This window comes from Acidovorax sp. 62, assembly GCF_002754495.1.
Lineage (GTDB): Bacteria > Pseudomonadota > Gammaproteobacteria > Burkholderiales > Burkholderiaceae_C > Acidovorax.
Map to the genome: position 1 here is coordinate 3026852 of NZ_PEFJ01000001.1, position 13600 is coordinate 3040451.

Annotated in this window: 9 protein-coding genes; 4 read left to right on the forward strand and 5 right to left on the reverse strand. The window is 65.7% G+C overall.

Annotated elements, in window-relative coordinates; all coding sequences use genetic code 11:
• The first annotated feature begins 51 nt into the window (after positions 1-51).
• Positions 52-1632, forward strand: a complete 1581-nt coding sequence (gene garD / locus CLU86_RS13580) for a galactarate dehydratase (RefSeq protein ID WP_099656554.1) — start codon at positions 52-54, stop codon at positions 1630-1632.
• Between the two features lie 86 nt (positions 1633-1718).
• Here garD and CLU86_RS13585 read toward each other — a convergent pair whose 3' ends face one another.
• Genes CLU86_RS13585 through CLU86_RS13595 form a run of 3 tightly spaced genes read right to left on the reverse strand, consistent with a single transcriptional unit; the run spans position 1719 to position 7563 of the window.
• Complete coding sequence (locus CLU86_RS13585) at positions 1719-3164, reverse strand: efflux transporter outer membrane subunit (protein ID WP_099741971.1); 1446 nt, start codon at positions 3162-3164, stop codon at positions 1719-1721.
• Positions 3164-6313 carry an efflux RND transporter permease subunit gene (locus tag CLU86_RS13590; protein ID WP_099741972.1) on the reverse strand — a complete coding sequence of 1050 codons (3150 nt, stop codon included), beginning with the start codon at positions 6311-6313 and terminating at the stop codon, positions 3164-3166. The genes CLU86_RS13585 and CLU86_RS13590 overlap by 1 nt, the downstream gene beginning before the upstream one ends.
• A gap of 11 nt (positions 6314-6324) precedes the next feature.
• Positions 6325-7563, reverse strand: a complete 1239-nt coding sequence (locus CLU86_RS13595) for an efflux RND transporter periplasmic adaptor subunit (protein ID WP_099741973.1) — start codon at positions 7561-7563, stop codon at positions 6325-6327.
• Positions 7564-7714: 151 nt separating this feature from the next.
• Between CLU86_RS13595 and CLU86_RS13600 the strand changes: the two genes are divergently transcribed.
• Entirely contained in the window at positions 7715-9133 is a 1419-nt protein-coding gene (locus CLU86_RS13600; protein WP_099741974.1) for an ATP-binding protein, read from the forward strand.
• The gene (locus CLU86_RS13605) at positions 9130-9852 is read left to right on the forward strand and encodes a response regulator (protein ID WP_099741975.1); all 723 of its coding nucleotides are present in this window, start codon (positions 9130-9132) and stop codon (positions 9850-9852) included. The genes CLU86_RS13600 and CLU86_RS13605 overlap by 4 nt, the downstream gene beginning before the upstream one ends.
• A 24-nt stretch (positions 9853-9876) precedes the next feature.
• Here the strand turns inward: CLU86_RS13605 and CLU86_RS13610 are convergent, their stop codons facing one another.
• Together CLU86_RS13610 and CLU86_RS13615 are read right to left on the reverse strand one after the other, a co-directional pair.
• Entirely contained in the window at positions 9877-10821 is a 945-nt protein-coding gene (locus CLU86_RS13610) for an aldose 1-epimerase (protein ID WP_099741976.1), read from the reverse strand.
• Between the two features lie 72 nt (positions 10822-10893).
• Positions 10894-11787, reverse strand: coding sequence for an SMP-30/gluconolactonase/LRE family protein (locus CLU86_RS13615; RefSeq protein WP_233195283.1), 894 nt, complete (start codon positions 11785-11787; stop codon positions 10894-10896).
• 235 nt (positions 11788-12022) lie between these two features.
• Between CLU86_RS13615 and CLU86_RS13620 the strand changes: the two genes are divergently transcribed.
• On the forward strand, positions 12023-12781 hold the full coding sequence (locus CLU86_RS13620) for an SDR family NAD(P)-dependent oxidoreductase (protein WP_233194999.1): 759 nt from the start codon (positions 12023-12025) through the stop codon (positions 12779-12781).
• The last annotated feature ends 819 nt before the right edge of the window (positions 12782-13600 follow it).

Sequence of the window (13600 nt, forward strand, 5' to 3'; positions counted from 1 at the left end):
TGATGCAAGACCACAGGCTGCACGCGAAGCGACCGATCATAGGAGACATGGATGTCCGAAACCCCACTCTCAGAGACACTGAAGCCCCTGACCATCCGGATGCATGAGAGCGACAACGTTGCCATCGTGGCCAACGATGGCGGCCTGCCTGCCGGCACTACGCTGCCTGAAGGCCTGACCTTGCGTGACAAGGTGCCCCAAGGGCACAAGGTAGCGCTGGTGGACCTGCCCGCTGGCGGGGCCGTGCTGCGCTACGGTGTTCCCATCGGCTACGCCATCGATGCCATCGCCGCAGGCAGCTGGGTGCACGAGCGCCTGCTGAAAATGCCCGAGGCACGTGAGCTGGACGCCTTGCCCATGGCGACCACCCGGGGCGTCATGCAGCCCGCACTGGAGGGCTTCACCTTCGAGGGCTACCGCAACGCCGATGGATCGGTGGGAACGCGCAACATTCTGGCCATCACCCAGACCGTGCAGTGCGTGGCGGGCGTAACGGACTTTGCCGTGCAGCGCATCAAATCAGAACTGCTGCCCAAGTACCCGAATGTGGACGATGTGGTGGCACTGGAGCACGGCTACGGCTGCGGTGTGGCCATTGATGCGCCCGACGCTGTGATCCCGATCCGCACCCTGCGCAACATCAGCTCCAACCCCAACTTTGGCGGCGAGGTCATGGTGGTGAGCCTGGGCTGTGAAAAGCTGCAGCCCGAGCGCCTGCTGCCCCCAGGCTCGATTCCCTTGGTGGATGAGCGCAGCAACACCCCTGCCGCACTGGACGTGGTGTGCCTGCAAGACGAGGCCCATGTGGGCTTCATGTCGATGGTGGAATCCATCATGCGCCAGGCCGAAGCCCACCTGCGGCGCCTGAATGCCCGCCGCCGCGAAACCGTGCCTGCCAGCGAGCTGGTGGTGGGTGTGCAGTGCGGCGGCAGCGATGCGTTCTCGGGCGTCACAGCCAACCCGGCCGTGGGCTTTTGCACCGACCTGCTGGTGCGCGCCGGCGCCAGCGTGATGTTCTCTGAAACCACCGAGGTGCGCGACGGCATTGCCCAACTCACCGCCCGTGCCACCACCCCCGAGGTGGCCCAGGCCATGGTGCGCGAGATGGCCTGGTACGACGCCTACCTGCAGCGTGGCAGTGTGGACCGCAGTGCCAACACCACGCCAGGCAACAAAAAGGGCGGCCTGTCCAACATCGTGGAAAAGGCCATGGGCTCCATCGTCAAGTCCGGCTCGGCGCCCATCGCCAATGTGCTGGCCCCGGGCGAAAAGCTTCAAGCCAAGGGCCTGACCTACGCGGCCACACCGGCCAGTGACTTCATTTGCGGCACGCTGCAGCTGGCCGCAGGCATGAACCTGCACGTGTTCACCACCGGGCGCGGAACGCCCTACGGCCTGGCCGAGTGCCCCGTCATCAAAGTGGCCACCCGCAGTGACCTGGCGCGGCGCTGGCACGACCTGATGGACGTGAACGCGGGCACCATTGCCGAAGGCTCCGCCACCATCGAGCAGGTGGGCTGGGAGCTGTTCCACCTGATGCTGGACGTGGCCAGTGGCCGCAAGAAGACCTGGGCCGAGCAGTGGAAGCTGCACAACGCACTGGTCTTGTTCAACCCGGCCCCAGTGACCTGATCGACAGACCCAACCCGGTCAGCCCAGCCGGTGTGCCAGCGTGTTCTGGCCCACCGGCTTTTTTGTGTGTGCAACGGGCTGCAGGGTCATTCCCCGGCGCTCTGCTCTTGCGCCGCCCAGCTGCCACCCAAGGCCTTGAACAGCGTCATGCGGTTGACCAGGTCGGCCAGTTGCAGGCTGATGCGCGCTTGCTGCGCCGTGTACAGCGACCGCTGTGCGTCCAGCACATTCAGATAGCTGTAGGAGCCATATTGGTAGCGCGCCTGCGAAAGTGTCAGGCTGCGCTGCCAAGCCCCCACCAGCGAGTTCTGCGCCGACAGCCGCTCGGCCAGGGACGCGCGAACCGCCAGCGCATCCGCTACCTCGGTAAAGGCAGTCTGCACGGTCTTTTCATAGGTCGCCACCTGGATGTCGCGGCTGACCTCGGCCACCCGCAGTTCCGCACGCGACGCCCCTCCGTCCAGCAGCGGGATGGTCAGCGACGGCACAAAGCTCCAGGCTCCGCCCTGGAACAGGTTGGAGAGGCTGCGGCTGGCTGTGCCCACCGAAGAGGTGAGGCTGATGCGGGGGAACAAGGCCGCACGGGCTGCGCCAATGTCGGCATTGCTGGCCTTGAGCACATGCTCGGCCGCCAGCACATCCGGGCGGCGCTGCAACACCGACGAGGGCACGCCCGCAGGCACGCCCAGCACCACAGCGCCAGAGGCCAGGTCCACCGCCCCGGTGGGGAGCAGATGCTCAGGCACCGCCGTGCCCACCAAGAGCTCCAGCGCGTACTTGTCCTGGCGCACCTGGCTTTCATACGCAGCCACATCGCGGCGGGCGCTGTCCACCGTGGTTTGCGCCTGTGCCAGCGTCAGGCTCGAATCCGCACCCAGTTGCTGGCGCTTGGCCACCAGGTCAAAGGTGGCTTGCTGGCTGCGCAGGGTGTCCTGCGCCAGCACCAGCAACGAGCGGTCTGCCGCCATGGTCAGCCAGGCCGTCGTGACCTCGGCCACCAGCGAGAGCTGCACGCTGCGCTGGGTCTGCTCGGTGCTCAGGAAGTTCTGCAGCGCCGCCTCTTGCAGATTGCGCACGCGGCCAAACACATCCACCTCATAGGCCGAGGTGCCCACCCCCACGCTGTAGCTGCGCGAGGTGCTGGACACGCCCGAGGCACTGGCCTGGCCCGGTGTGCGCGCAGCGCTCATGGATGCTGTGCCGTTGAGCGTGGGCCATGTCGCGGCCTCCTGGATGTTGTAGGTGGCGCGGGCCTTCTCGATCGCCAGCACCGCCAGCCGCACATCGCGGCTGTTCTGCAGCGCCAGTGTGACGGTGTCACGCAGCGGCTGCAGGGCCAGCAGGTCTGTCCATTCCACAGCAGGTGCCGCTGCGGTCTCCCTCGCCGCAGAGGCCTTGACGCCCAGCTCCTGCGGCCATTGCGCGGCCACAGGGGCTGGCGGCTGAACATAGTCCGGCGCCAGATTGGCGCACCCGGCAAAGAACGGCACCGCACAGCAGGCCAAGAGGGACAAGGCTTTGTGGTGCTTCATCATGCGGCCTCCTTCACTGCGATAGGTGCCTGGTCAGGGGCAGCCCCTTTGCGGGCCAACATACCGCGAATCAACACAAAGAACACCGGGACAAAGAAGATGCCCAGCACCGTGGCGCTGGCCATGCCGCCCAGCACGCCCGTGCCAATGGCCCGTCGGCTGCCCGCCCCCGCACCGCTGGCCAGCGCCAGGGGCAGCACGCCAAACATGAAGGCCAGAGAGGTCATCAAAATCGGCCGCAGGCGCTGGCGCACGGCCTGCAAAGTGGCATCGACCAAGCCCACGCCCTGCTCCTGCAGGTGCTTGGCAAACTCCACGATCAAGATCGCGTTCTTGGCCGCCAACCCCACGGTGGTGAGCAAGCCCACTTGAAAGTACACGTCGTTGGTCAACGAAGCCAGCGAGGTGAACACCAGCGCCCCAATCACCCCCAGGGGCACCACCAGCATCACCGAGAACGGCACCGACCAGCTCTCGTACAGCGCTGCCAGGCACAAAAACACAAACAGCACCGACAGCGCATACAGCGCCGGAGCTTGCGAGCCCGAGAGCCGCTCCTGGTACGACTGCCCTGACCATTCGTAGCCAATGCCTGGGGGCAGTTGCCGAATCACTTCCTCCACCGCGGCCATGGCCGTGCCCGAGCTGACGCCCTTGGCCGCCTCGCCCACCACCTCGTACGAACCCATGCCGTTGTAGCGCTCCAGCTTGGGTGCACCATAGGTCCAGGAGGTTTGCGCAAAGGCCGAGAACGGCACCATCACGCCCTGCGCATTGCGCACAAACCACTGCATGATGCTGTCGGTGTTCATGCGAAAGGCGGCATCGCCCTGGGCATAGACCTTCTTGACGCGGCCCTGGTCCACAAAGTCGTTCACGTAGGTGCCGCCCAACGCGGTGGACAAGGTGCTGTTGATATCGCTGGTGCTCAGCCCCAGCGCGCCCGCCTTGCGGTCATCGATGGTGATGCCCAGCTGGGGGGCATCGTCCAGCCCGCTGATGCGCACCTGGCTCAACTCGGGGCGCTTGCGCGCCAGCTCCAGGAACTGGTCCCGCGCCTTGGCCAGGGCTTCGTGCCCCAGGCCGCTGCGGTCTTGCAGCTGCACCACAAAGCCACCGCTGGAGCCCAACCCCCGGATGGTGGGCGGCTGCATCACAAACACGCGCGCATCGCGCAGGCTCGACAGCTCCTGGTTGGCGCGGCGGGCAATGTCTGCAGCACTCTGGCCCGCGCCCTTGCGCTCCGACCAGTCCTTGAGTCGGATGAACGCCCGGCCCGAGGCCTGGTCGCCACTGATCCCGGTGATCATGGTGTAGCCCTCGACATCCGCCTGCTGGCCCAGCCAGTTCTCAAACGCCTGCAGCGAGGCCTTCAGGCGCTCATCGGTCGCCCCTGCGGGCAGGCGCACCTCGGCCATCAGCACGCCCTGGTCTTCGTCCGGCAAGAACGAGGTGGGCAACTGGTGGTACAGCGCCACCATCGCCACCACCAGCGCGCCATACACCACCATCATGCGTTTGCTGCGACGCAGCAGCCCGCCGGTCACGGACTCCACCGATGCACTGCCCCGCTCAAACCCGCGATTGAACGCCTGGAAGAACTTGCCAAGCCACCCACGGCGGGCCACGGCGTGGTGCCCGCCCTCTGGGGCGTGCTGGAGCAAGGTCACGCACAGCGCGGGCGTCAGGCTCATGGCCACCGCCACCGACAGCAGCATTGACGACACCACGGTGATGGAGAACTGGCGGTAGATCACGCCGGTTGATCCGCCAAAAAATGCCATGGGAATGAACACCGCCGACAGCACCAAGGCAATGCCCACCAAGGCGCCCGAGATTTGCTGCATGGACCGCTGCGTGGCCTCCTTGGGCCCCAGCCGCTCTTCGGTCATCATGCGTTCGACGTTCTCCACCACCACGATGGCATCGTCTACCAGCAGCCCGATGGCCAGCACCATGCCAAACATGGTGAGGCTGTTGACCGAATACCCAAACGCCGACAGCACACCAAACGTTCCAAGCAGCACCACCGGCACCGTAATGGCGGGAATCAGGGTGGCCCTCCAGTTCTGGAGGAAGACATACATGATCAAGACCACCAGCGCGATGGCCTCGAACAGCGTCAGCACCACCTCTTCGATCGACACCTTCACGAACGGCGTGGTGTCGTAAGACATCACCGGCTCCAGGTGGTAGGGGAAGCTGGGCTGCAGCTCGGCCAGCTTGGCCTTGACGGCATTGGCCACGCCAATGGCGTTGGCCCCAGCCGCCAGCTTGACCCCCATGGCCGCAGCAGGCTGCCCCTTGTAGCGCGATGCGATGGAATAGCTCTCGCCTCCCAGCTCCACCCGCGCCACGTCGCGCAGGCGCACCACGCTGGCATCACTGCCCGTCTTGAGCACGATCTCCTCAAACTGCGCCACGGTCTGCAGCTTGCTGCGGGCGGTGATGGTCACATTGAGTTGCTGCCCCGCTGTGGCGGGCAGCCCGGCCACCTGGCCTGCAGACACCTGGGCGTTCTGCGCCGTGATGGCGGTGCTGACGTCCGAGGGCATCAGCGCAAAGCTGGCCAGCTTGGCAGGGTCCAGCCAGATGCGCATGGCGTGCCCTGTGCCCAGGGTCTGGATGTCGCCCACGCCGTCCACCCGGCTGATGATGTCCACCAGGTTGGAGGAGATGTAGTCCCCAATGTCAATCGCGCTGGCACTGCCGTCGCCCGATACAAAGGCAATCACCATCAGGAAGTCCGTGCCGGTCTTGGTGACCGTAACCCCTTGGCTTTGCACCGTTTGCGGCAGCTGGGCCATGGCTTGCTGCAGCTTGTTCTGCACCTGCATCTGGGCCACATCAGAGTTGGTGCCCGACACAAAGCTCAGGGTGATGCTGGCCGTGCCTGCCGATGAGCTGCTGGAAGACATGGCCAGCAGGCCATCGAGCCCCTTCATTTTCTGCTCGATCACCTGCGTGACCGAGTCTTCAATCGTCTTGGCCGAAGCCCCCGGGTAGGTGGCGTTCACCGTCACACGGGGCGGAGCGATGTCGGGGTATTGCTCCAGCGGCAAGGACGTGATGGACAAGGCCCCCGCCAGCATGACCACAATGGCAAGCACCCACGCGAAGATGGGGCGGTTGATGAAAAAACGTGCCATGGTTCAGCCTCTTAGCGCGCGGCCACGGTTGCTGTTGCGTTTGCCGCAACTTTTGCCGCTGCACCTGCCGCAGCCACCACCTGCGCTTGCACCACCTCACCCGCCTTGACCTTCTGCGAGCCCTCGACCACCACCTTGTCGCCCGCCGCCAGGCCCTCGCTGACCAGCCAGCGATTGCCCACTTGCCGGTCGGCCACGATGGCGCGCTTTTGCACCTTGTTGTGTTCGTCCACCACCAGCACCGAGGCCGACCCCGTGCTGGTGCGGCTCACCGCCTGCTGGGGCACCAAGATCGCCTGCTGGGCCACCGCTGCCTGCACCACGGCACGCACGTACATGCCGGGCAGCAACAGGCCATCGGGGTTGTCAAAGCTGGCGCGCAGCGTGATGGAGCCGGTGCCCGTGTTCACCGACACCCCGCTGAACTTGAGCTTGCCAGTGCGGGCATAGGTGCTGCCATCCTCCAGCAGCAGCTTCACGGGCACATCGTCCTTGCCCACGCGCTGCAAGCGCCCCTCGGCCAGTTCGCGCTTCCAGCGCAGCAGCTCGGCGCTGGACTGGGTGATGTCCACCTGGATGGGGTCGATCTGGCGCACGGTGGTGAGTGCGGTCGTCTGGTTCTCGGTGACCAGGGCACCCGGCGTCACGGTCGACACATCCACCAGGCCCGAGATGGGGCTGTCGATGGTGGTGCGCGACAGGTTGATGCGCGCCGTCTCCTGCGCAGCACGGGCCACCGCCAGCTCGGCCTGCGACTGTTTGAGCGCCGCCTGCGCATCCTGGTGTTCTTGCTGGCTCACGGCCTCGATGGCGGCCAAGGCCGCCTGCCGCTGGGCGGTGAGCTTGTTCGCATCCACCACGGCCTCTGCCTTAGCCACGCTGGCCTGGGCACTGGCGTAGGCGGCTTGGTAGCTGGCAGCGTCGATCTGGTACAGCGCCTGCCCGGCCTTCACCAGAGCCCCTTCCGCAAAGCGGCGGGTCTTGATGATGCCGCCCACCTGGGGGCGAATCTCTGCCACCAGGGGCGATGCCACGCGCGCAGGCAGTTCGGTGTCCACATCCAGCTTCTCGGGGGCCAGCACCACCACCCCTACGGCGATGGCCTTGGTCTCGCCGGGCGCGGCACCGGCCCGGTCCACACAGCCGCCCAGCCCCAACACTAGGGCCAGGCACGCGCAACCCACCAGGGATGCGCGAAAGGGCAACAACGAACGGTCTTTGAGAGACCGCAATTCAGACAAAACGGGCATGGCAACGCACTCACTTCACATTGGGATGGCGCCATGCTCGCGCCCAAATGTGGAGGAAATTTGGAGCCCCTGGCCGCCTCTCTGGCAAATGGGCCCGCGCTTTGCGCCACGCACCCGCTGGGGGACAATGCCATCCTCCCCAGGGCCCCGTATGCGACGCACCAGCATCACCGTTCAGCTTTTTCTTGCCATGCTGGCCATCGCCATGCTGGTCACGCTGCTGCTGGGCGCCACCACGCAGTACAGCTTTCAGCGGGGCTTCATTGGCTACATCAATGAACAAGCCACCTTGCGCATGGAGGCATCGCTGCCCCGGCTGCAAGAAGCCTATGCAGAGCACCAGGACTGGGAGTTTGTGAGGCACAAGCCGCCGGTCTGGTTTGGCCTGGTCCGGGCAGAAAAGCACAAGGGCCAAATGTGGGACGTTGACGATGCCACCCAGGGGCTGATCGCCTCTGACCTGCTCGGCGCGGGGCTGCGCATGTCCTTGCTGGACAGCCAGCGCCAGCATGTCATCGGCTTTCCCCACATCCTGGCCAACAGCGTGCAACGGGAAATCACCGTGCAGGGCCAGACTGTGGGGTGGCTGGTGATGGCCCCGGTGCAGAGCGTGACCGACGCCGCCTCCCTGCGCTTTCTGGACGATCAACTCAAAGCCAGCCTGGCCACCGGCGGGCTGGCTGTGCTGCTGGCCGCCACGCTGGCCTGGTGGACGGCCCGGCGGCTGATGGCCCCGGTGCGCGCCGTGGCCAAGGCCACCCACAGCCTGGCCGCTGGGGCCTACACCACACGGGTCCACACCGACCGCCAAGACGAAATCGGCCAGCTGGCCCGAGACTTCAACCAGCTCGCGCTCACCCTGGAGCGCAACGAGCAGCTGCGCCGCAACTACATCGCCGACATCTCGCACGAGCTGCGCACGCCGCTGGCCGTGCTGCAGGGCGAGCTGGAAGCCATGGAAGACGGCATCCACCCTGCGACACCGCAGGCGTTTGCGATGCTGCAGCAAGAAGTGCATTCGCTGTCCAAACTGGTGAACGACCTGCACGAGTTGTCCATGGCCGACCTGGGCGCCCTGCAATACAAGAAAGAGCCGCTGGACCTGGCCGCCCTGGTGGAGCGCGAGGCCCAAGGTTTTGTGGCGCGGTGCAAGGACTTGGGGCTGGAGCTGGTTCTGCCGCCCCCCGCACCCTCCCCTCTCATGGTGCAGGCCGACCCAGGTCGCCTGCGCCAGTTGATCCACAACCTGCTGTCCAACGCTGCCCGCTACACCCAGGCGCCTGGCCGCTTGCAGATCACCCTGCAGCGCGAGGGCGACAACGCCGTGCTGGACATCCAGGACTCTGCCCCTGGGGTGGACGCTGCGCTGCTGCCCAAACTGTTTGAGCGCTTTTTCCGGGTGGAGTCCTCACGCAGCCGCAGCAGCGGCGGCAGCGGCCTGGGCCTGTCCATCTGCGAGAGCATTGTGCTGGCGCATGCGGGCAGCATCCGCGCCATGCCGTCGCCCTTGGGAGGCCTGTGGATACAAGTCCAGCTGCCACTCGCACCGACACAACCCACACTCTCATGACGCCAGGCCACCTCAGCGGAAAAATCCTGATCGTCGAAGACGAACCGCGCCTGGCGCAGTTGCTGAGCGACTACCTGGCGGCGGCAGGCTACCTGAGCTGCATTTGCAGCGATGGCGATGCCGCCCTGCACATGCTGCGCCAGCAGCGCCCCGACCTGGTGCTGCTCGACTGGATGCTGCCCGGCCGCGACGGGCTGGGCATTTGCCAGGAGGTGCGCCAGTTCAGCAATGTGCCCATCATCATGGTGACGGCCAAGATCGAAGAGATGGACCGGCTGATGGGCCTGGAGACCGGTGCAGACGATTACATCTGCAAGCCCTTCAGCCCCCGCGAGGTGGTGGCCCGCGTCAAGGCACTGCTGCGCCGGGCTCCGCCGGGTGCATCGGCACCGGCCCACAGCGACAGCGCGGGCGAGCTGGTCATCGACGCCGCCCGCTACCAGGCCACCCTGATGGGGCAGGCGCTGGATTTGACGCCGCTGGAGTTCCGCCTGCTGTGCACCCTGGCGCAGGCCCCAGGCCGGGTGCTGTCGCGCTCGCAGCTCATTGACCGCCTGCATGAAGACCAGCGCGCCATCAGCGACCGGGCCATCGACAGCCACATCAAAAACCTGCGGCGCAAGCTGGCGCCCGTGACACCGGGCACCGAGCTCATCGGCTCCATCTATGGCGTGGGCTACAAGTTTGAAGGCGCGCAGGTGCGCTGCGTCACCGGCTGACGCAAGCCAGGTGCCCCCTGCTGCCTATGCGGCGGCCAACGGCCCAAACCGCCATTGCACGCTCAGGCGCAGCGCCTCCCCCTTGGCCAGCACCCGCAGGCCTGGCTGGCCGGGCAGGTGAAAGGCATCGATGGGCTGGGTGATGGGCTCAAAGCAAAACGCCGAGCCTTGCGGCGGCCGGTAAATCAGGCAGTAGTGCTGCGCAGCCCCACCGTCTTGTGCAAAGTCCGGCATGTGCGCCTGCAGCCGCACGCCCCACTCGGGCCAGTCGATTTGCGCCGTGCCGCCCCAGCCGGTGTAGGCGTTGTCAATCAGATCGCCGTGGGCCGAGATGCCGGCATTCAAGTCCCAACCGGGCGGGAAGTCTGCCGTCTCGCGCACAGGAATGGGGTCATCTCCGCACAGCCACACCGAGGCCACCGGGGCGCTGATGCGTGTGCGCAGGGTGCGCAAAAACCAGGGGTGCAAACCCAGGCCATAGGGCATGGGCTCTGCACCCCGGTGGCGCACCAGCACCTGCTGGTCCAGCCCGCCGGGCACCAAGCGAAAGGTCTGCACTGCCTCGTAGTCATAAGGGTTGCCCTGGAAGCGGTCAGAGCGCAGCGACATCTCCAGCGTGTCGTCCCCCACCTGGCGCCAATCCCAAGGCTGCAGCCAGCCATCGCCGTGGATGGGATATGGCTCGCCCGCACGGTTGGGCTGCATGGGGTGGAATTGCCCCCCCTGCGCAAAGCCACCGCCGCTGATCCGGTTGGACCAGGGCACCATCGCAAACGAGGCCATCTGGTACAGGTCTGCCGCAGCGCCATCCCAGGGGCGCCAAAGGTTCAACCGCCCCTCGGGGCTGGCAGCGTGGTCCATTTGCCAGGCAGCGACGCTGCCGCCCAAGGTGGGCACCAGGCCCAGGTGCTGGTCGGCATGGCTCAGCCAGACGACGGGGTGGAAGGCTGGGTTGGATGCAGGGGTCATGGGGTTGTGTCTTTCGATCAAGGGATGACTCAGAGCGGGTGCAGCGCAGACTGGACTGCGCATGGCCTGCACCTATCCACCAAACAAATGCGCAGGCACGCCAGGGCTGCCCACATCCACGGCAAACAGGCCCCCAGCCAAAGGCTGCGCGGTCAGTTGCTCCGGCGACAGGCCCGTGCGCGCGGTGGAGATGAACAGCGTCTGCAGGTCTGCGCCGCCAAAGGCGCAGTTGGTGACATGGCTGGTGGGCAGGTGCACACGCCCCAGCTCTTGCGCTGTTTCGGGGTGGTGGCAGCTGACGCAGGCGCCGCCCCAGTGCGCAATCCACACACGGCCCTCGGCATCGGTGGTCATGCCATCGGGTACGCCATCGCCCTCGGCCAGGCGCAGCCACAGTTGCTTGTTCGACACGCTGCCACGCACGGAATCGAAGTCGTAGCGGTACACGCAGCCCTGCACCGTGTCGTTGAAGTACAGGTGCCCACCCTGCGCCGCCCCGGCCCAGGTGGGGCCGTTGGTGACGACAAAGCCTTCGTCGTGCCGCGAGCACTGTCCGTCGGGGTCGTAGCGATACAGCGCGCCCGTGGGTTGTTGGCAGTCAAAGTCCATGGTGCCGCCCCAGAAACGCCCCTGGGCATCGCACTTGCCATCGTTGAAGCGGTTGCCAGATGGCTCGGCAGGCTGGTGCACATAGCGCGGTGCGGCGCCCGTGGCCGGGTCAAACCAGGCGAAGCCCCGGCGCAGGGTGACCAGCAAACCGGTGGCATCACGGCGCTCCGCCACGGCCGAGATCTCTTCGTCAAACGTCCACTGGGCCCGTTCGCCATCGCCCAGGCGCCAGCGGTGCAACTGCCGCCCCAGGATGTCGACCCAGTACAGGGCCTGCTCGCGCACCGACCACAGCACGCCCTCACCCAAGGCCGCCCCTGCGGCGTGCACGCAGCGCACAGCGCCCACAGGGGGCATGGCCCACGCCGCGCCCACCCCATCCGCCGCACCCGGCATTTTCAAAAGGCCCACGTTGGTCTCCGTTGTGTTTTTTGAACCGTTTTAGGGGCCGCTCAGGGCGATGCCTCTTGACGGCGGGCATCTTATCAACGTCAATTGATACTTGAATACTTATTTTTATTCATTGATTGATATTTAAATTGATATGTCAAATTTTTCAAGCGCTTCTGCCCCTGCCCTATCCACCCCTGCCATGGCACGTTTTCCCAGCCTGAATGGCCGCAGCGTCTTCGTCACCGGCGGCGGCAGTGGCATTGGGGCGGCCATCGTGACGGCCTTTGCAGAGCAAGGGGCCAAAGTGGCCTTCATCGACGTGGCCCAGGAGGCCAGTGAACGGCTGGTGCAGCAATTGGCCGACGCAGGCCTGCCCAAGCCCTGGTGGCGTGCCTGTGATGTCAAGGACATTGCAGCCCTGCAAGCGGCCATCCACGACGCAGCGGCGGCCCTGGGCGATTTCTCGGCCCTGGTGAACAACGTGGCCAGCGACGACCGGCACAGCCTGGAGTCGGTGACCCCCGATTACTACGACGAGCGCATCGCCATCAACGAGCGCCCCGCGTTCTTCGCCATCCAGGCAGCGGTCCCCGGCATGCGGCGGCTGGGGGCGGGCTCGATCATCAACCTGGGCTCCACCGGCTGGCAGGGCAAGGGCACGGGCTACCCGTGCTATGCCATTGCCAAGTCGTCGGTGAACGGGCTCACCCGGGGGTTGGCCAAGACGCTGGGGCAGGACCGCATTCGCATCAACACGGTGTCGCCGGGCTGGGTGATGACGGAGCGCCAGATCAAGCTGTGGCTGGATGCGGAGGGCGAGAAGGAACTGGCGCGCAACCAATGTCTGCCCGACAAGCTGCAGCCGCATGACATCGCCCGCATGGTGTTGTTTCTGGCATCGGACGATGCGGCCATGTGCACGGCGCAGGAGTTCAAGGTGGATGCTGGGTGGGTTTGATTTTTTTATTCAAAAATGGCTCTAGCGCTTATTTAGAAAGCGCTGGCAGCTATCATTTTTAAAGCAATTCTGCATTCTTGCGCAGGGGCGTTTAGGGTTGCGTGGAGCACAACCCCACCCGTTCGCGCTGAGCCCGTCGAAGCCTGGGCTTGCGCGCTGATCGGACGGCATGCTTGATTTGAGGGCGGGTGCCGGGATGTGCCCCCGGCGGGGCACCTTCTTTTCTTGCGTCGCCAAGAAAAGAAGGCAAAAGAAGGCGACCCCACTGTCTGCGTCCCCAGCGCTACGCACTGGGGCAACCTGCGGTGCTCGCGTCCAGCGGGGTCTCGCTCAAACTCGCTGCGCTCAAACAGTCGCGAGCCCTGATCCGCTGGCCGCTGCGCTCCTCGGCGCATACAGAGGGGTGGGACAACCAACATCCATTCGAGCCATTGCTTCGCTCGGCCCTGCCTGCGCAGCGCGTAGCGCTTGCGCCCGCGAGGTGGGGTCGAGCACAGCGACGACCCGTCTGGATGTTTGGATGTCCTTGGCTGCCCACCCCCTGTGGCTGCGCCTGCGTCGGGGCGGTTGCGGGGTGGCATGGGCGTCGAAGCGCCCATGCTTCGTCATCTGACTCGCTGCGGCTGTTTGAACGGAGCGCCCCAGGCGCGCAGTGAGTTCCGCAGCGCACCCCGCAACCGCCACGACGCAGGTTTGCCCCTTCGCAAAGCGAAGGGGTCGCAGACTTGGGGTCGCCTTTTCTTTGCTTACTTTCTTTTGGCGAAGCAAAAGAAAGTGAGTCGCCCGCCGGGGCGACAACCCGGCCCCCACCCTGGGCAA